The 18,622-nt window shown below is 71.2% G+C and carries 18 protein-coding genes; 10 read left to right on the top strand and 8 right to left on the bottom strand.

The genetic code is table 11. From position 1 onward, the window contains the following. The first annotated feature begins 4 nt into the window (after positions 1-4). Positions 5-1,306, top strand: a complete 1,302-nt coding sequence (locus G3I19_RS06300) for a GAF domain-containing SpoIIE family protein phosphatase (protein ID WP_343235005.1) — start codon at positions 5-7, stop codon at positions 1,304-1,306. A gap of 18 nt (positions 1,307-1,324) precedes the next feature. Here G3I19_RS06300 and G3I19_RS06295 read toward each other — a convergent pair whose 3' ends face one another. Continuing rightward, entirely contained in the window at positions 1,325-2,077 is a 753-nt protein-coding gene (locus tag G3I19_RS06295; protein ID WP_164260358.1) for a DedA family protein, read from the bottom strand. 406 nt (positions 2,078-2,483) lie between these two features. On the opposite strand from G3I19_RS06295, the gene G3I19_RS06290 reads away from it, so the two are divergent. After that, positions 2,484-2,966 carry a CrcB family protein gene (locus G3I19_RS06290; RefSeq protein WP_164260422.1) on the top strand — a complete coding sequence of 161 codons (483 nt, stop codon included), beginning with the start codon at positions 2,484-2,486 and terminating at the stop codon, positions 2,964-2,966. Then, positions 2,963-3,337, top strand: coding sequence for a fluoride efflux transporter CrcB (gene crcB, locus G3I19_RS06285; RefSeq protein WP_164260356.1), 375 nt, complete (start codon positions 2,963-2,965; stop codon positions 3,335-3,337). Before G3I19_RS06290 ends, crcB begins: the two co-directional genes overlap by 4 nt. Positions 3,338-3,384: 47 nt before the next feature. Here the strand turns inward: crcB and G3I19_RS06280 are convergent, their stop codons facing one another. The 3 genes from G3I19_RS06280 to G3I19_RS06270 all read right to left on the bottom strand — a co-directional run bounded on the left by G3I19_RS06280 (position 3,385) and on the right by G3I19_RS06270 (position 5,913). Next, the gene (locus G3I19_RS06280; protein WP_164260354.1) at positions 3,385-4,032 is read right to left on the bottom strand and encodes a phosphatase PAP2 family protein; all 648 of its coding nucleotides are present in this window, start codon (positions 4,030-4,032) and stop codon (positions 3,385-3,387) included. 271 nt (positions 4,033-4,303) lie between these two features. Further along, positions 4,304-5,032: a dipeptidase PepE gene (gene pepE / locus G3I19_RS06275; RefSeq protein WP_164260353.1), complete on the bottom strand. Its 729-nt coding sequence runs from the start codon at positions 5,030-5,032 to the stop codon at positions 4,304-4,306. A 62-nt stretch (positions 5,033-5,094) separates the two neighbouring features. Continuing rightward, on the bottom strand, positions 5,095-5,913 hold the full coding sequence (locus G3I19_RS06270) for an IclR family transcriptional regulator (RefSeq protein ID WP_164260351.1): 819 nt from the start codon (positions 5,911-5,913) through the stop codon (positions 5,095-5,097). A gap of 123 nt (positions 5,914-6,036) precedes the next feature. Between G3I19_RS06270 and G3I19_RS06265 the strand changes: the two genes are divergently transcribed. From G3I19_RS06265 to G3I19_RS06255, 3 genes are read left to right on the top strand one after another with little or no spacing between them, the layout of a single operon-like run. After that, positions 6,037-6,990, top strand: coding sequence for a DUF1177 domain-containing protein (locus G3I19_RS06265; RefSeq protein ID WP_164260349.1), 954 nt, complete (start codon positions 6,037-6,039; stop codon positions 6,988-6,990). Next, the gene (locus tag G3I19_RS06260) at positions 6,991-8,367 is read left to right on the top strand and encodes a cytosine permease (protein ID WP_164260347.1); all 1,377 of its coding nucleotides are present in this window, start codon (positions 6,991-6,993) and stop codon (positions 8,365-8,367) included. After that, complete coding sequence (locus G3I19_RS06255; protein WP_164260345.1) at positions 8,364-9,701, top strand: M20/M25/M40 family metallo-hydrolase; 1,338 nt, start codon at positions 8,364-8,366, stop codon at positions 9,699-9,701. Before G3I19_RS06260 ends, G3I19_RS06255 begins: the two co-directional genes overlap by 4 nt. Positions 9,702-9,927: 226 nt before the next feature. On the opposite strand, the gene G3I19_RS37290 is transcribed toward G3I19_RS06255, so the two are convergent. Continuing rightward, entirely contained in the window at positions 9,928-10,389 is a 462-nt protein-coding gene (locus tag G3I19_RS37290) for a MarR family transcriptional regulator (protein ID WP_164260343.1), read from the bottom strand. 179 nt (positions 10,390-10,568) lie between these two features. Here G3I19_RS37290 and G3I19_RS06245 point away from each other — a divergent pair, with 179 nt between their 5' ends. The 4 genes from G3I19_RS06245 (at position 10,569) to G3I19_RS06230 (ending at position 13,856) form a co-directional block, all read left to right on the top strand. Further along, positions 10,569-10,760, top strand: coding sequence for a ferredoxin (locus G3I19_RS06245; protein ID WP_164260341.1), 192 nt, complete (start codon positions 10,569-10,571; stop codon positions 10,758-10,760). Between the two features lie 52 nt (positions 10,761-10,812). Then, positions 10,813-12,027 (top strand): cytochrome P450, encoded by a 1,215-nt coding sequence (locus G3I19_RS06240; protein WP_164260339.1) that lies wholly within the window; start codon positions 10,813-10,815, stop codon positions 12,025-12,027. A 204-nt stretch (positions 12,028-12,231) separates the two neighbouring features. Further along, positions 12,232-13,137: a zinc metalloprotease HtpX gene (gene htpX / locus G3I19_RS06235; protein ID WP_164260337.1), complete on the top strand. Its 906-nt coding sequence runs from the start codon at positions 12,232-12,234 to the stop codon at positions 13,135-13,137. A gap of 134 nt (positions 13,138-13,271) precedes the next feature. Beyond that, complete coding sequence (locus G3I19_RS06230) at positions 13,272-13,856, top strand: hypothetical protein (protein WP_164260335.1); 585 nt, start codon at positions 13,272-13,274, stop codon at positions 13,854-13,856. Positions 13,857-13,862: 6 nt separating this feature from the next. Here G3I19_RS06230 and G3I19_RS36810 read toward each other — a convergent pair whose 3' ends face one another. The 3 genes from G3I19_RS36810 to G3I19_RS06215 all read right to left on the bottom strand — a co-directional run bounded on the left by G3I19_RS36810 (position 13,863) and on the right by G3I19_RS06215 (position 18,618). After that, positions 13,863-14,417 carry a hypothetical protein gene (locus tag G3I19_RS36810; protein WP_203599237.1) on the bottom strand — a complete coding sequence of 185 codons (555 nt, stop codon included), beginning with the start codon at positions 14,415-14,417 and terminating at the stop codon, positions 13,863-13,865. A gap of 194 nt (positions 14,418-14,611) precedes the next feature. Further along, positions 14,612-16,525, bottom strand: a complete 1,914-nt coding sequence (locus G3I19_RS06220) for an APC family permease (protein WP_239074011.1) — start codon at positions 16,523-16,525, stop codon at positions 14,612-14,614. A gap of 398 nt (positions 16,526-16,923) precedes the next feature. Then, the gene (locus tag G3I19_RS06215) at positions 16,924-18,618 is read right to left on the bottom strand and encodes a hypothetical protein (protein WP_164260418.1); all 1,695 of its coding nucleotides are present in this window, start codon (positions 18,616-18,618) and stop codon (positions 16,924-16,926) included. Positions 18,619-18,622: the final 4 nt, after the last annotated feature.

The following is an 18,622-nucleotide window of genomic DNA, read 5'->3' as shown; positions in this document are numbered from 1 at the left end:
CGGTGTGGCCACAGACGACGCGGAGGACCGGCTCGCGGCGGTCGGACAGGATCTGGAGCGGGCGACCGCCCGGCTGCGGCTGCTCGCCGACGCCAGCACCGCGCTGTCGAGCGTCCTCGACGCGGACGAGGCACTCAACCGGCTGGCACGGCTGATCGTCCCTCAGGTGGCGGACGCGTGTGTGGTGGACCTCGTCGCGGACGGCGGAGTGCGCAGGCTGGCCGCCGTGCACCGCGACCCGGGCCGTGAGCTGCCGCCCGCGCCGGAGAGCCTGCCCTGGTCCGACGAGTTCGCCGCACCGCTGGCCCGGGTGCTGCGCGGCGCGGGACCGGTGACGGTGACCGGCTTCGCAGGGCGCGCGCCGGCGGGCACGCTCCAGTCAGCGCAGCTGGAGCTCTACCGCGCCCTCGATGCCAGGACGGTGCTGATCGTGCCCCTCCAGGTGCGCAGAGAGGTGTTCGGTGCGCTGAGCCTCGTCCGTACCGGGTCCGCCGAGCCGTTCGGTGAGGAGGAGACCTCTCTCGCGGTCGATCTGGGCCACCGGGCCGGGCTCGCCGTCGAGAACGCCCGGCTGTACGCGGTCCAGCTGCGCACCGCCGAGCAGCTGCAGCTCTCGCTCCTGCCCGACCTGTCGGGGATCGAGCACCTGGAACTCGCCGCACGGTATGTGCCCGCCAGGGAGGGGGCCGAAGTCGGTGGTGACTGGTTCGACGCCTTCCGGCTGAGTGACGGCTCCACCGTGCTGGCCGTCGGAGACGTCGTCGGACACGATCTCGCCGCGGCCGTGGGCATGGGGCAGCTGCGCAACATGCTGCGCTCGCTGGCGTACGACAGCGGCGATTCGCCCGCCGGTGTGATGCGCAGGCTGGACGGTGTGATGCAGGGGCTGAGCTCCATCGAACTCGTCACCGGCGTCATCGCGCGCCTCTACACGCCCCCCACCGGGCCGTGGTTCGTGCACTGGACCAACGCCGGGCACCCGCCCCCGGTGCTGACCAGCCCCGCCGACGGCAGCAGACTCCTCGAGGAGGGCCTTGCCCCGCTCCTCGGAGTGGATCCGGCCATCGAGCGGGAGGACGCGCTGGCCGTGCTGGAACCGGGCTCCACCCTGCTGCTCTACACGGACGGACTCATCGAACGGCCCGGTGAGGACATCGGCAGGGGCTTCACCAGGCTGCGTCAGCACGCGGCGAGTCTGGCGGGTGAGCCGCTGGAGACCTTCTGCGACGAACTGCTGGTGCGGCTCACGGACGGCCACTTCGACGACATCGCGGTCCTGGCACTGCGCGTGCCCCCGCGGCCCTGAGGCGCCGGGCCCGGCCGCTCAGTCGCCCGGGTGCGCGGTGCCGGTGGGGCCGGCGGCGCCGTCGTCGTCCGATTCCACGGACGCCCCGTCGCCTCCGTGGTTCTCAGGAGCCTCGGGGCCTTCGGGGCTCTGGGAGTCTTCGGAGCCTTGAGGGTCCTGGGTCTCCTGGCCACCCCTGCGGCGCCGTCGGACGTACCTGACGACCAGCACGACCACGACCAGCCCCACGAACAGCAGCGCGGCGCCCCGGCCGACGAAGTGCTCGATGCTGCTGTACGCGTTGCCCGCTGCGTAGCCGATCAGCGTGAAGCCCACACCCCAGACGAGTCCGCCGAGCGCGTTGAACAGGAGGAAGGTGCGGTACCGCATGCCGGAAGCGCCCGCGAGCGCCGGCATGACCGCGCGGAAGAACGCCACGAAACGGCCCAGGAACACGGCCACCGGGCCTCGGCGGCGGATCAGGTCCCGGGCGGATTCGATGCCGTCCTGGTGGCGGCGCAGGGATCGCGCCGCCAGCAGCCGCGGGCCGAACCGGTGGCCGATCTCGTATCCGACGGAGTCCCCGGCGATGGCCGCTGCCACCACGATGAGGGCGAGCCAGTAGACGGACACCTGGTGCTGCGCGGCCAGGACGCCCCCGATGACGGCAGCGCTCTCGCCAGGGATGACGAAGCCGAAGAACAGCGCGTCCTCGCAGAAGACCAGAGCGGCGACGACGGCGTAGACCGCGGCCCCGGACAGCCCGGACAGCCAGTCGGTGATCGTGCCCACCGTGTCTCCTCCCTGCCGCCACGGCCCTGCCACCAGGTCCCTGCCGTCATGGTCCGTCAGCGCTGTTCGCGGCCCCGAGCGAGCGCGGCCGTGGTGTCCGAGGCTGTCAGCCGCCGCGCTGATCCGCACTACGGCGACGCTACCTCCCGGGCCGCAGGCGCCCGCTGCGGGCTGTGACCGGCCACGGTATGATCAGGAAGATCGGGAGGCCGGTGGTCTCCCGTACGGCGGTGGGGCCCGCCGTACCCGAACTGCGGCGATGGTGCCGCCAACGGTCCCTACTTGCGATGACGCGCGCCCGGTGCGTGCGGTGACCGCCGAGTAGGAGAACCACGTGACGACAGAGGCCCACGCCCCGACGGTGGACGACGACCCCGTCAGCTCGAACCCCGGCACAGGTACTGCCATTCCCGCGCAGCGCGACGGAGCGCGGGCCGCCCAGTGGCCGGTCCTGGCGGCTGTCTCGTTCGGCGGGGCGGCCGGCGCGTCCGCACGGTACGGCGCCGCGCTCCTGTGGCCCACAGCAGGCGGGGCCTTTCCCTGGACGACCCTCGTGGTCAACGCCGTGGGCTGCGCGGTCATCGGCGTGTTCATGGCGCTCATCACCGAGGCGAGGTCGGTGCACCGGCTCGTACGCCCCTTCTTCGCCACCGGGGTCCTGGGCGGCTTCACCACCTTCTCCACCTACGCCGTGGACATCCAGGGGCTGGTCAACGGCGGCCACGCCCGTACCGCGCTGGCCGGTCTGGCGCTGACACTGCTGGCCGCGCTTGCCGCCGTCTGGGCCACGTCCACCCTGACCCGGCGTCTCGTCGCGGGGCGACGGCGGGCCACAGCGCACATCAGTGGGAGCGCCGGAGGTACCGGCCGTGACGAGGAGGAACGTTGAACTGGCTGCTGGTGATCGTGGGGGCAGCGGTCGGCGCCCCGCTGCGCTATCTCACCGACCGCAGGGTGCAGGCGTCGCACGACACCGTCTTCCCCTGGGGGACCTTCGCGGTCAATGTCTCGGCCTGTCTGGTCCTGGGTCTGGTCACCGGCGCGGTCGCCGCAGGGGCCGCGTCGTCCCAGGTGCAGCTGCTCATCGGTACGGGGCTCTGCGGGGCGTTGTCGACGTACTCGACGTTCTCGTACGAGACATTGCGGCTGGCGCAGGACGGCGCCCGCTTCTTCGCCGCGGCCAATGTCACGGCGAGTGTGGTGGCAGGGCTGGGCGCGGCCTTCGTGGGAGCGTCCCTGGCCCAGGCGTTCTGGGGCTGAGGCGCTCCCGCCGGAGGACCGATGGGGCGGTCGTCCGACCGGCCGTGTCAGCCCGCCGCGTGGGACCCGGCAGGTCCCGCGGTCAGGACGGGGGCCAGCACCCCGGTCCGCAGCCGCTCGACCAGCGGGGTGGCGAGGCGGCGCAGAGCCAGGCTGGTCAGGAACGCGACGGGCAGGGCGAGGATGGCCGAGCCGAGCACGTCGTGGGGGTAGTGGGCGCCCACATAGACGCGGGTGAACGCCTCGAAGAGCGCGAAGACGGCGGCGATGGCGCTCAGCTTCCGGTTCAGCAGGTAAAGGGCCGCCACGGTCGCCGCGGCCGTCGTGGTGTGGCCGCTGGGGAAGGCGAAGTCGGACGGCACCGGGCAGGTCTCGACGATGAACGCGTGCGGCATCGAGCGGCAGGGCCGCACCTCCGACACGAGCTTCTTCACCACCTCGGCCACGGCGAAGGCGACCACGACGCTCACCGGCACGGCCAGCGCGAGAGCCATCGACGCACTGTCGCGCCGCCGGGCCTGCCACCATCCGACGACCATGAGGACCGCGAACACGCCGAGGCCGATGTTGGTCCACGATTCCAGCGGAGCGTTCAGCCACCGGGTGTCACGTGCGAAGTCCGTGACGGTGGTGAACAGCGAACCGTCGATGTGTGAGCCGTTGAAGGCCAGCGGCACCGGGGAGACAGCAGTCATCAGGCGGAACTCTCAGGCTCGGCCGGGGCTGCCATGCTCCGCGGGAGACGTACGGCATCCACGGTCTGAATGGATCTACAGGACTGTAGACGGACTGTAGACGGTGCCCAGGGGGGAGCCAAATCATGGATGGCGGGTGACGTCCGCTTGAACGGACCGTGGCCCCGGACGGCCGGGCCCGGCCCCGGCCGTCCGGGGCCGGACGCGGAGTCCGGCCCCTCAGCCAGTGCCTGTGTTCACACGGTGGGCGTGCTCAGGACGCCGGGGAGTCTCAGGACGCCGGGGAGTCGAAGCGGGGCTCGGTGGTGAGCAGTCCGGAGAGGTCGGATTCCACCGGCAGCTCGCGGGCGGGCGCTCCCCGGGTGAACAGGACACCCGGGCGTTCCCCTGCGAGCGTCGCCGCCGGTCCGTCCACCCGCAGCCAGCTGCCCTCGCGCAGGCCCAGTACGGGTACGTCGTTCTCCTCCAGGAACTCGGTCAGCCGCTCGGCGCGCGTCTCGCCCTTGTGCGTGCTGCCCGGGTCGGGGTCGAGGTAATGCGGGTTGATCTGGAACGGCACAAGGCCGAGTGTGTCGAAGGACGGCGGCTGCACGATGGGCATGTCGTTCGAGGTGCGGAGGGTGGGGGCGGCCATGTTGGTGCCGGCGCTGGCGCCCATATAGGGGAGTCCGCCGCGCACCGCGTCGCGTACGGCCTCGCGCAGACCCGTACGGTACAGGGCACTCAGCAGCCGGAAGGAGTTCCCGCCGCCGATGAACACGGCATTCGCTGCGGCCAGTTCGGCCAGCGGGTCGCCGCTCTCGTGGACCCCGCGCACCGAGATCCCGGCCGGCTCCAGCGCGCCGCGCACGCGTGCGGTGTACGTGTCGTGGTCGGCCAGGGCGTAGGGGACGAAGGCGAGCCTGGCGCCCCGCGGCAGGAAGCCGGTGACGGTGTCCAGGGCGTGTTCCAGGTAACCGCGCCCGTACTGGGTGGAGTTGGACAGCAGCAGCAGATTCACGATGGCGCTCTTTCAGTGAAGGGACAGTGGGGAAGGGGTAGTTCGGTCTGACGGGGGTGGGGTCAGGCGCGCGGCCGGCGGGAGCGCTGGGGCGGGTGGGTGAGCCGCTTCTCCAGGAGCTGGGCGGCCTGCCGCAGACTGTCGAGCCGGGGCTCGGGGCCGTCGGAGAAGCGCTCCGCGGCGCCGCCGAGGCTGAGACTGCCGTACGGCTCCCGGCCGAGGAACACCGGAACGGCGACCGTGGCGATCCCGCTGTCGTACTCGCCGACCGTCCACGCGTACCCCTGGGCGCGGATGCGCAGGAACTCCTGCTCCAGCAGGTCGGCGTCGGTGACCGTACGGTCGGTGAAGCGGGCCATCGGGCGGGCGCGGAAGAGCCGGTGGCGCTGGTCGTCGGGCAGGAACGCGTAGTACGACTTGCTGGTGGCGCCCGCGTGCGCCGGATACAGCTCGCCGATCAGCGGGTAGTACCGCAGCGGCCCCGACTCGCCCTCCTCCGCCGCCACACAGCGCATGTGGAAGCTGTCCGGCAGACAGAACAGCACGGTGTCGCCCGTGGTGCGGCACAGCTCCTCCAGCACCGGGCCTGCCAGCAGCTCCAGCGAGCCCGAGCGTTCCCACTGCCGGCTCAGCCGCAGTACCGCGGGGCCGATGCGGTAGCGCCTGGTGGCCGGGTCGGAGACCAGGAAGCCGCGGCCCGCCAGCGTCGACAGCAGGCGCTGGGCGACGGAGGTGTCCCAGCCGAACTCGGCGGCCACCTCGGTCACCCCCCAGTCGGGGCGGGTGCGCTCGAAGGCCAGCAGCACGAGCAGCGCCCGGTCGACGGTCTGCAGCGCGCCCGCGGGCTTGCGACGGTCCAGGTCGATCTCGGCCATCGTCATCTCACCATCCAGACCCGAATTGCAAATAGAGGGAAACAGTTGCGCTCAACGCTATCGGATCCCGAATCTGCTGTCAGCACCCCCGGAACTCAGCGGGTGCTGACGCAGCGAGAAAGGCCCCTCATGTTGAAGTACGTCCTGGACATCGTGGATCTGCTGGACGATCCCGCGGCCGACGGTAAGCGCGTCGTCGAGTACCTCGACGCGGTGGCGGGTCCCGAGGGGTCGGGCGCCGGGGTCACCACGGTGGCAGGGGAGCGCGGATCCACCGACTTCGTGCAGATCCGCATCCCGGGCAGCCGCGGCCGGTCGTCGGGCGGCACGGCCCGCACCCTCGGTGTGGTCGGGCGGCTCGGCGGAGTGGGCGCCAGGCCCGAGGTGACCGGCCTCGTATCGGACGCCGACGGCGCGGCCGCCGCACTGGCCACGGCCGCCAAACTCCTCGACATGCGCCGCCGGGGCGACATCCTGCCCGGTGACGTGATCGTGGCGACCCACATCTGCCCGGACGCGCCCACCGAGCCGCACGACCCGGTGCCGTTCATGGGCTCGCCCGTGGACATCGCCACCATGAACCGCCACGAGGTGACGGACGAGATGGAGGCGGTGCTCTCCATCGACACCACCAAGGGCAACCGCATCATCAACCACAAGGGCCTCGCCCTGTCGCCCACCGTCAAGGAGGGGTGGGTGCTGCGGGTGAGCGAGCAGCTCGGCGAGCTGCTCGCCGTCGTGACGGGTGAGCCGTTGGTCACTTACCCCGTGACGACACAGGACATCACTCCGTACGGTAATGGGGCACACCACATCAATTCGATCCTGCAGCCTGCCACGGCGACCGCCGCTCCGGTCGTCGGCCTCGCTATCACGTCGGCTGCCGCGGTGCCCGGATGCCAGACGGGCGCGAGCCATGAGACGGACATCGCGTCCGCCGCCCGCTTCGCCGTCGAGACCGCCAAGGTCTACGCCGGCGGGCAACTGGACTTCCACGACGCGGTGGAGTTCGACAACCTCGTCAACCGCTATGGGTCGCTGTCGCACCTGCAGACCCTCGGCCGCCCGCCCAGGGAGTCATGAATGGCTACTTCACCACCCGCTGACGCAGTCACCAAGGGCATCGGCAGCGACGACTACGCGCTCTCCCGCGTCCCGCGCGACAAGCGCTTCGGCTTCGGCAGCATGCTGCTCCAGTGGCTGGCCCAGTCCGGGTCCATCTCCCAGTTCACGCTCGGCGCCACCATCGGCGTCGGGATGACCTTCGGCCAGGCGTTCCTCGCCTTCACGCTGGGCGCGGTGACCCTGGAGATCGTCATCTTCGCCATCGGCCTGGCCGGAATGCGCGAGGGACTGGCGACGCCGCTGCTCACCCGCTGGGTCGGCTTCGGCCGCAACGGCTCGGCGCTGGTCAGCTTCGTCATCGCGGTCAGCCTGGTGGGCTGGTTCGGCGTACAGAACACGATCTTCGGGGACAGCGTCTCCTCGCTGGTCGGCGGGCCCTCCTGGATGTGGTGTGTGCTCGCGGGGCTGGCGGTCACGCTCCTGGTGATCTTCGGCTTCAAGTACATGGCCGTCTTCGCCAAGATCGTCACGCCGCTGTTCTTCGCGCTGGTCGCCTGGTCGGTCATCTCCACCCTGACCAAGCACTCCTTCATGGACCTGGTCCACTCGCCGGCGCCGGCCCAGCACATCTCGCTGGCGGTGGCCGCCACCGCCATCGCGGGCGGCTTCATGACGGGTGCGATCGTCGCGCCGGAGATGACCCGCTTCAACAGGAAGGGCTCGCACGTCTTCCTGCAGAGCGCTTCGTCGATGATCCTCTCCGAGTACATCGTCGGTATGACGGGCGTCCTGCTCGGCCACCTCGTGAAGAGCGACCAGGTCTCGCACATCGTGCTGAGCACCTCGGGTGCGATCGGCGTCATCGTGGTCCTGATGTCCACGGCCAAGGTCAACGACTGGAACCTGTACGGCTCCTCGCTCGGCGTCGTCAACTTCTTCCAGGTCGTCTTCGGCAAGCGCCTGCACCGCGGTGTGGTCACCATCGTGCTGGGGCTCGCGGGCACCCTGCTGTCCGCGGTCGGCATCATGACCCACTTCACCGACTTCCTGTCCCTGCTGGGTGTCGCCATCCCGCCGATCGGCGGGATCATCGTGGCCGAGTACTGGATCGTCCGGCGGATGCGCAAGCCACTGGACGAGACCCGCGAGGCCCAGACCCTGCCGGCCACCTCGCCCACCTGGGTCCCGATGTCCCTGGTCATCTGGATCGCGGCGTTCTGCGTCGGCAAGTTCTACGACGGCGGCATCCCCGCACTCAACTCGCTGATCACCGCGTTCGTGCTGTACGCGGCGCTGGGCCTGCTGGGCTGGATCAAGCCGTACGGCACATCGACGCTGGAGACCGCCCCCGACCTCCCCGTCGCCGACAACAACACCCCCGTGGGAGCGGCATGAACACCCCCGACAGCGAAACCGCGGCGGCCGGACCGGTCCCCGCGTCCGAAGAGGCACAGCGCGAGGTGATCGACCTCTGCGCCGAGCTGATCCGCTTCGACACCTCCAACCCCATCAGCAACGAACGCGCCTGCGCCGACTGGGTCGTGACCAAGCTGGCCGAGGCCGGTATCGACTCCGAGCTGATCGAGAGCGCCCCGGGACGTGCCAGCGTCATCGCCCGGATCGAGGGCGCCGACCGCGAGCGCGGCGCGCTGATGGTCCACGGCCACCTCGACGTCGTACCGGCCGACGCCTCCGAGTGGCAGGTGCCGCCGTTCTCCGGAGAGATCCGCGACGGGTATCTCTGGGGCCGCGGCGCCATCGACATGAAGGACACGGTGGCCGTCATGCTGGCCACCGCCCGGCACTTCGCCCGGACGGGCACCCGGCCCTCCCGGGACCTGGTGCTGGCCTTCCTCGCTGACGAGGAGGCGGGCGGCAAGTTCGGCGGTCACTGGCTCGTCGAGCACCGGCCCGAGCTGTTCGCAGGGGTCACCGAGGCGATCGGCGAGGGCGGCGGCTTCTCCTTCGCCATCGACGACACCCGCAGGCTCTACCCGATCGAGAACGCCCAGCGTGGCATGGCCTGGATGGAGCTGACCGCCACCGGCCGGGCCGGGCACGGCTCATCGCCCAACGACGAGAACGCCGTCACCGATCTGGCCGAGTCCCTCACCCGCATCGGCCGGCACACCTTCCCCGTCCGGCTCATCGAACCGGTGCGGGCCCTGCTCGCCGAGGCCGCCCGGCTCTACGGTGTCGAGTTCGACGAGGACGACATCGAGGGCAGCCTCGCCCGGCTCGGCCCGGTGTCGGACTTCATGCAGGTGGTGCTGCGCAACTCCGCGAACCCCACCATGTTCCAGGCCGGCTACCAGACGAACGTCATCCCCGGCCGGGCCACGGCCCGGGTCGACGGCCGCTTCCTGCCCGGTCACGAGCAGGAGCTGATCGACGCCATCGACGCCCTGCTGCTGCCGTCGGTCAGCCGGGAGTGGGTCAACCACGACCTCGCGATGGAGACCACCTTCGACGGTCCGCTGGTCGACGCGATGTGCGACGCGGTGCGCGCCGAGGACCCGGACGGCCACCCGGTGCCGTACTGCAATCCGGGCGGTACGGACGCCAAGGCATTCACCCACCTGGGCATCCGCTGCTTCGGCTTCAAGGGGCTCAAGCTGCCGCACGACCTGAACTACGGGCGGCTCTTCCACGGAGTGGACGAGCGGGTGCCGCTCGAAGGGCTGCGGTTCGGTGTACGGGTCATGACCCGGCTCTGGCAGAGCGCCTGACCGCCCTGCCGCGGGCCCGCACCGGCCCGTCATCGCGTACGCCCTCGACGTCACGGACGCCGGGGGCGTACTGCGTGGTACGGGCGACCGGCTCGGCGACTTCAAGAGGCGACTTCAAGCGGTGACTTCAAGGGGCGGCCGGCGTGGGCGGCTCTCGCGGGCGGCGGGGGAGACCCGGTTATCGGCCATTCGTCCGCGTGCAGTCCAGCCGGTGCACAGGGCCTGCTCAGGGGTTGCGGTACGCCTCGACGACCCGGTTGAGGACCGCGGCGGCCGTGACCAGCTCATCGGGCGAGAAGCCCCGCAGGCTGTCGTCGAGCCAGCGCCGGCCCGCCTCCTCCGCGCGCGCCACGACCTCCCGGCCCTCCTCGGTGACGGCGATCCGGCGGGCCCGGTGATCGCCCGGATCCCGGACCGTGCACACCAGGCCGCGCTCCTCCAGGCTGCGGATCTCCCGGGTGACATGCGGCGCCTGCACCAGCAGGGCCTGCGCGATCTCGACCATCCGCAGCGGGGAGTCCGCCGCCGTGAGGGTGCGCAGCAGGGCGAGCGAGGCACGGTCGACCGTGACTTCCGCCTGGAGGCGGAGGCGCATGTGGGCGCGGTTGCCCGCCATGGTGTAGGCGAGATCGGCGAGTGATCTGTAGAGGTCTTGGGCGGCGGAGCCGCCGGATTCGGGATGGTCCACGCCACGATGATCCCGTACGCCGCCCGCTCCGGCTCCCCGCTCGCACGGATCCGGTGGCCAGAAAGATGCCCTATGCATGGACTGGGGGTTCCCGAGGCGGTGAGCGGAGTACTAGCGTCCGTGCTGAGAAGTTACTTTTGTTAAGTAACGCGCTCATCCCCTAGTGCTGGAGGAACGACGTGCAGATCACCGTGGACACCGACAAGTGCTGTGCTGCGGGCCAGTGCGTGCTCGCCGCCCCCGAGGTGTTCGACCAGCGGGACGAGGACGGGATCGTCGTCGTACTGAACAGCAGCCCGCCCGCCGAGCAGCACGCCGCAGTGGAGGAGGCCGCGCAGATCTGTCCGGCCGCCGCCATCACCCTGTCCTGACCGGGCGGCCCGGCCCCCGCACCACCCCACTCCCCACCGTGGAAGGACGACGATGACCGAGGTCCCCACCGCTGCACCCGCGTACAGCACCAGCCGTGCCACCGGATGCCCCTTCGACCCGCCCCCGGAGATGTCCGGGCTGCTCACCTCGGAGCCGGTCTCCCGGGTCACGCTCTGGAACGGCGCCACGGCCTGGTACGTGACCCGGCACGCGGACCAGGTGGCGCTGCTGCGCGACGAGCGCATCAGCGCCGACAACAGGCGGCCCTCCTATCCGAGCTTCAGCCCGGGCAGCGAGGCGACCCGTGCTCACAACCGCACGTTCATCACGATGGACGAGCCTGAGCACAACGAGCAGCGCAAGCGGTTCACCGGCGACTTCACGATCAAACGCACCCAGGCCCTGCAGGACCGCATACAGCGCATCATCGACGACCTGCTGGACGGGATGGAGCAGGCCGGACCGCCCGCCGACCTGGTCACGTCCTTCGCGCTGCCGCTGCCCTCGCTCGTCATCTGCGAGCTGCTCGGTGTGCCGTACGAGGACCACGGGTTCTTCCAGCGGGCGAGCGCCGTCATCATCGACACCCGCAGCAGCGCGCAGGACGCCCTGGACGCCTCGCAGGAACTGGTCGACTACCTGGGCGATCTGGTGGAGAAGAAGGCCAAGGACCCGGGTGACGATCTGCTCAGCCGGCTCGCGGCGGACTATCTGGTGACCGGGATCAGCACCCGCGACGAATGCGCCAAACAGGCGCGGCTGCTGCTGGTCGCCGGACACGAGACCACGGCCAACATGATCGCCCTCGGCACCTGCGCACTGCTCCAGAACCCGGAGCAGCTGGCCGCGGTCCGCGACGGCAGCCCCCAGCGGGTGGCGGGTGCCGTCGAGGAACTCCTGCGGTATCTGACCATCACCCACCTGGGGCGGCGCCGCGTCGCCACCGCGGACATCGAGGTCGGCGGGCAGCTCATCAAGGCGGGTGACGCGGTGATCTGCGCCACCGACGTCGCCAACCGCGACCCCGAGGTCTTCGACGAGCCGGACCGGCTCGACATCGACCGGCAGGCCCGCAGGCACCTCGCGTTCGGCTCGGGCCCCCACCAGTGCCTCGGCCAGAACCTGGCCCGCGTCGAGCTGCAGCTCGCCTACCCGGCTCTGCTGCGCCGGCTGCCCGGACTACGGCTCGACCGACCGCTCGACGAGATCCCCTTCCGTACCGACATGGCCGTCTACGGCGTCCACGAACTGCCCGTCGCCTGGTGACACGACCGGTGCCGCGGTCCGCCCCGAGTGCCGGGCGGCCCGCGGCACCGGCGTTCCGGCGCTCATGTCCGGGCCGGCCGACGAGCCGGTCCGCGGCCGAGGTTTCCGGCCGAACGGAAAAATCACAGAACCCGCTGCATACCCTGCCTTTACGCGGAAGGAGGACAATTGACGAAGGGGGAGAACCCGCTACAGGAGACGAAGATGACGCGAAGCCGCTACACCCTCGACCGCGGTCTCACCACGCGCATGGTGAGCACCATGTTCCTGATCGGGCTGCTGTATGTCGTCCTGGTCGGCGTGCTGCTCGTGCTGCTGCGTGGCGCCTGGCCGATCATTCTGGTGGTCGCGGGTGTTCTCTTCGTCGCTCAGTTCTGGTTCAGCGACAAGATCGCGGCCGTCACCATGGGGGCGCACGAGGTCACTTCCGACGAGGCCCCCGAACTGCACGGCGCGATCGACCGGATCTGCGCGCTCGCCGACATGGACAAACCCAGAGTGGCCATCTCCCACAGCGATATCCCGAACGCCTTCGCGACCGGCCGCAGCGAGCGCACCGCACTGGTCTGCGCGACGACGGGACTGCTGCGCCGACTGGAGCCCGAAGAGCTGGAGGGGGTCCTCGCCCACGAGATGTCCCATGTGGCCCACCGCGATGCCGCGGTGATGACGATCGCCTCGTTCCTGGGCGTGCTGGCCGGGCTCATCACCCGTATCACCCTGTGGAGCGGACTCGCCCGCAACAGCAGGAACGCGGGACCGCTCGGCCTCGCCATCGTGCTCGTCCCGCTGGTCAGCGCCGCGGTGTACGTGATCAGCTTCCTGCTGACCCGGCTGCTCTCCCGCTACCGTGAGCTGTCCGCCGACCGGGCCGCCGCCCTGCTGACCGGCCGTCCGTCGGCCCTCGCCTCGGCGCTCACCAAGGTGAACGGCCAGATGGCGCGGATCCCCACCGAGGACCTGCGGAAGGCGGAGCCGTACAACGCCCTCTACTTCATGCCCGCGTTCTCCTCCAAGGAGAGCCTGAGCCGGCTGTTCTCCTCCCACCCGACGCTCGAACAGCGCCTTGACCAGCTCGCCCGGATCTCCACCGAACTCGCCCGCCCGTGACGCCGTCGCCTGCGACATCGGCCCGTGACGCCACCGCCCGCGACTGGCGGTGCGCGTCGGGTGCGGCCCGTCCGTGACCGAAGAGCGGCGGGCGCCCGGTGTCCGGCCGTCCTGACCCCGTAGGAGTACGCCCCGTGGGATTTCTCGACAGCATCCTCGGCCGGAGCAAGCCGGTCCGCCCCGATCTCGACCAGCTGTTCGCCGTGCCGTCCGCCGCACTCACCCTCCAGGCGGGCGCTGGATTCACCCCCACCGGGATGGGGTCCGTCTGCTTCGCGGGCGTCGAGGGCGGCGGCTTCGCCCGGATCAAGAAGGACGTCGAGGAACTGCTCGACGCGGACACCGGACGCGGCGGCGCCCCGGTCCGGTTCAGCCAGGACTCGTACGGCTACACCTGGCTGCTGGCGCAGCAGCCGTCCGACGACCTGGCAGCTCTCGTGAACGACCTGCACGCCGTCAACTCGCTGCTGGAGGACGGCGGGTTCGGCCCGCAGCTGCTCTGTTCGCTGCTGGCGTTCAAGGACGCCGATGAGCGGCCGCTCGCGCTGGTCTATCTGTACAAGCGGGGCACGTTCTTCCCCTTCGCGCCGATGCCGGACGGTACGGAGAAGCGGAACAGCCCGCTGGAACTCCAGGTCAAGGCGGTCCTGGGGGACGACCTGCGGGTGGAGCCCGACCTCGCCCGGTGGTTCCCCGTCTGGGGCGCGCCGGGTCTGTAACCGCGGTCAGCGCTGCCACCAGTGGCCCTTCGGCTTGCGGTGGCCGGGCGGGGCGGACGGCCGGTCACCGGCAGGCGGAACCGGGGGAGCGGGGGTTGGGGGAGCGGGGGTGTCCGGAGCGCCCGCGGGCCGGCCGGACCCGCCGCTCACGCCGTCCGTGCCGGTGCCTGCACCTGCGCCGGTACCCGTGTCCGTACCCGTATCCGTAGTGCTCCTGCCGGCACCCGTGTCCGTACCCGTCGTGTCGGGGCCGCTCCGGGTGGTGTCGGGCGGCGGGCGGAGTCCCTCGGCCGAGTAACCGGTGGTCGCGATGGCGTCGACCAGTTGCTCCTCGGTGAAGTCCTCCGAGCCCGCGATGTGCGGGACGAAGCCCACCAGCATCCCGTCGCTGAGCACCTGTGCGTCGAGCCCCGCCGCGCCGTCCGTGTCCCAGACCGCCTCGATGTTCCAGTCGATGACGACACGGACCCCGAACTGGTAGACACCCACCTCGGCCACGTGCGCCATCACCCCACGGGCGCGCAGCGCAGTCACCAGCCGTTCGGCGCGTTCCGAGTTCATGGGCGGCCCGACCTCCCTGGGTCGCGGTCCCGCGCAGCGGGAGCTGCTTCAACCAGCAGACAAAGCGGATAAATCCTTATGTCGATTCCACTGTATTCCCCGCTCGACGGCAACGACAGCGGCAACGGCGGGTGCCGCGATGCGGCCCGGACGCGGGCTGGGACGAGGGCTGGGACGAGGGCTCGGCCGCGGGCTCAGATATGGAAGGGCACGGTCGTCACCACGATCTTCGGCAGGGGCCGCAGCGCACGCCGCAGCCGCCCGCCGAGCGGGCTGTGCAGCAGCCGGTGCCGCCAGTGGCGCACCACGATCTCCGGAAGGATCACCGTGATGGTCAGATCCGGGCGCTGGTGGTGCAGCGACTCGATATAGCCGACGAGCGGGGTGACGGTGGCGCGGTACGGCGAGATCACGATCCGCAGCGGAAGGTGGTCGCCCCACAGGAGCCACGCCTCGCGGAACCGCTCGGCGTCCTCGTCACCCGGGCTGACGTGCAGCGCGAGGACCGGCTGCTGGAGGGAGGCGGCATAGGCGAGCGCGCGCATGCTCGCCTGGTGCAGCGCGTCGATCAGGACGACGGACAGATGGCTGATCGACTCGGGTGAGTCCTCGGACTCACGGTCCTCCTGCTCACGGTGCTCCTGCTCACGGCCCTCCCGGGCGGCTCCGGACGGCGGTTCCGCCCGGTCCGGCGGTTCCGCCCCGCCCGGCGGGCGGTTCTGCCCGGCGGGCAGCGAACTGCCGGAGCGCGGCGTGATCGTACGGCTGGGGACCTCGATGGCCTGCGGGTGCAGCCGCAGCGCCTCGGCCACCGCCTCGTAGTGACGGCGGATCCGCGTGGTCACCAGCAGGAACAGCGCCACGGTGACCAGCGCAAGCCAGGCGCCCTCGGTGAACTTGGTGATGCCGGCCGTGACGAAGACGACCGCCGACAGCAGCGCCCCGGTGGCGTTGAAGCACAGGCTCTTGCGCCAGTGCCTGCTGCGCGACCGCCACCAGTGCACCACCATGCCGCTCTGGGAGAGCGTGAAGGCGAGGAAGACCCCGACGGCGTACAGCGGAATCAGCGAGTCGGTCCTCCCGTCGAAAGCCACATAGACCACCGCCGCCGCCACGGAGAGCAGGATGACCCCGTTGCTGAAGGCCAGCCGGTCGCCGAGCCGCAGAAAGACCCGTGGCGCGTGGTGGTCACGGGCCAGCAGGAAAAGCACCCGGGGGAAGTCGTTGTACGCGGTGTTCGCGGCGAGGAGCAGCACCAGAGCGGTCGCCGCCTGCGTGAAGACGTACATACCGCCCGACCCGAAACTGCGGTGGGCCAGCTGCGACAGCACCGTTTCGCCCGGCTCCGGAACGACACCCTCCAGATGGACCATGGCGACCGTCCCCGCGAACAGCGCGACCAGGAGTCCGATCATCCAGGAGAGCGTGGTGCGCGCATTGCGCCAGGCGACGGGCTTGAAGGCCGGTACGGCGTTGGAGATCGCCTCGATTCCGGTCATGGCCGTCGAACCTGACGCGAAGGCCCGCATCACGAGCAGCAGTCCGACCCCCTCGACCGCGTGGTGCGGCGGTGCGGGCACAGCGGAGAAGCCCCGGCCCGCAGCGTGGTAGAGGCCGAACCCGATGAGGGCGGCGATGGCGATGACGAACGCGTACGTCGGTGCGGCGAAGAGCGCGCCCGCCTGCCGGACCCCGCGCAGATTCCCGGCGAGGAGCAGGGCGATGACCAGGACGCCGATCGGTACGGCGTCGCCCGCCAGCCCCGGCAGCGCGGAGGTCACCGCCGCGGTGCCGGACGAGATGGAGACGGCGACGGTGAGGATGTAGTCGGTCATCAGACCGGCCGCCGCCACCAGACCAGGTACCCGGCCGAGATTGTCCGTCGCGACGATGTACGAACCGCCGCCCTGCGGATACGCCCGGATCGTCTGGCGGTACGAGACCCCGACGGCCAGCATCAGGAAGACGATCGCCAGGGCCACCGGAACCGAGTACCGCAGCCCCGGCGCGCCCGCCAGCACCAGCACCGCCAGCAGCGCCTCAGGACCGTACGCCACCGACGACAGCGCGTCCGCCGAGAGCACTGGCAGCGCCACCAGCTTCCGCATCCGCTCGCGTGCGACCGCCGAACTGCGCAGCGGAGCCCCCAGCACGGCGCGCCGGATCCTGGAACGTGTCCCGCCGGCCCCGCCCGCCTCCTCCCAGCCGACCTCCACGTCGTGTGCGCCCGAACCGGCGGCCCGGCTCGCGAACGGGGCCACCGGCACGAAACGCCCGAAGCGGGCCGGCACGATCTGCGCGGGCTCCGGGAACCGTCCGGCGTCGGGGTCGACGGGCAGGGCATGGCGCCAGGCGGCGGGCGCCGCGGACACCCGCCCCCACTCCCGGCCCACCAGCCGCAGCAGCGTCGACTGCTCCTCGCTCAGCTCGGGGACGGAGACCAGCGAACCGGACAGGCCGGGCTGCTCCCGCCCGTCCGCCCCGGGGTCCTGTCCGCGTGTCCCGCTCACCTCGGCCCGCCCCCGTGGCCGGCCGAGGGCAGTGCGGCGGTGGTGATGGTCATCGGCTTGTCGCTCACCGCGATCAGATAGAAGCGGGCGCCGTTACGGGGCAGCCTGCGGAATCCGCCCGGCGGGCTGACGAGATACGAGGCGGAGGCGTGCGGGGCGATGGTGTGCGGGCCCGAGCGGATGGTCCACCAGCCGGACGCCCCCTGCCCGGTGCGGCTGGCGAAGTGCGGCGAGAGCGGATGCCCCGTGGTGTTCACGGCGTGCACGCGGACCGATGTGATGCCCCGGTGCGGGCGGTCGGCGAGCCGCGGTGTCACGGTCATACGCAGCGGCGCCGGGCTCGCGGCCGCCACCGTCAGACAGAGCAGGGACGGTACGACGAGCACGGTCGCCACCACGGCCTTGGCCCGGTACGAGCGCACGCGCGGGACCATCGGCCGCCAGGCGGTGGCGAGCGCGGACGCCGGGACGGTGGCGGCGGCCGCCAGCCACAGCGGGGTCATCAGCAGGAAGTAGCCGTCCTGCGAGCGTGTGGCGAGATAGAAGGGCAGCCAGGGCAGCACGGTCAGGGCGGGGCCCAGCCGCCGGACGAAGAGCAGGGTGGCGCCGAGCAGCCCCAGGAGGAGCAGCACGCTGGCGTACGAGTAGAAGTCCAGGCGGCTGCTGCCGTCGGTGAAGTAGTAGGAGATGCCCATGGCGCCCTGGCCGTGCAGGATCGCACCCTGTGTGAGGGGCAGCAGTGAGCCGTCGAGCCAGCCGTGGAAGCCGTCGGCGGCGAAGTAGGCGTTCAGCGCCGCCCAGGTGAGAAGAGCCGTACCGGCGTAACGGGCGGTCACTCCGAGGGCGGCCCGCCCGCCCAGCTCACCGCGGCGTACGGCGTGGATACCGATCAGCAGGAACGGGACGAGGAACCAGGCCAGTTGCTGACTGGCGCACGCCGCACCCAGGCAGACCGCCCGGAACACCCCGTACCGCCCCAGGCGTCCGCCCGCGCCGGTGTCGGGCCAGCGGACGACGACCGGGACCAGGAAGGCCAGGGCCACCACGGCCGGGTAGCCCGACCTCGCGTAACCGGGGAGCAGCCCGAAGCCCAGACAGACAGCGGTGACCGCCGGACGCCACGGCGCGGGGAGCAGCACCCACAGGGCGACCGTGCCGATGAGCAGCGCCGCGGTGGTCACCAGGGTCGCGGCGGCCGTGGAGTGCACCACGGCGTGCACCGGAGCGGCGATCAGCGCGGTCAGCGGGGGATAGGCATACGTGTAGTCGGCGCCGCCCGACATGGTCTTGGTGACCCCGGCCTTCGGTGTGCCGAAGAGCCAGGGCCACGGCTGACCGTAGACCGGCCGGCCGTGCAGGATCGCGTTCGCCGCCTGGGCGGTCAGCACACCTTCGTCGGACCCGGCGTGATCCAGCCAGTACTGACAGATCACCAGAGTGATCGCGAGCCCCAGCACCGCCAGATCCACCCTGGCCAGGGCCCGGCGGCCGCGTACGGACAGGGCGAGGACACCGCACGTCAGAATCCCCGCGTAACAGACCGTCACGATCGCCGCGGCCGCCGGGTGCGACGCGGTGGCCCGGGTCCAGAGGTCGCGGGTGCCGATGAACAGGCTGACGACCGCGACGACGGTCAGCCCGCGGTGCCACTGCGGCGGGGCCGCGGCCGGCAGCCGGCCGGCCCGCAGCACCCGG

The organism is Streptomyces sp. SID10853 (assembly GCF_010548145.1).
In the GTDB taxonomy this organism is placed as follows: Bacteria; Actinomycetota; Actinomycetes; order Streptomycetales; family Streptomycetaceae; genus Streptomyces.
This window is presented reverse-complemented; position numbering and strand designations above follow the sequence as displayed.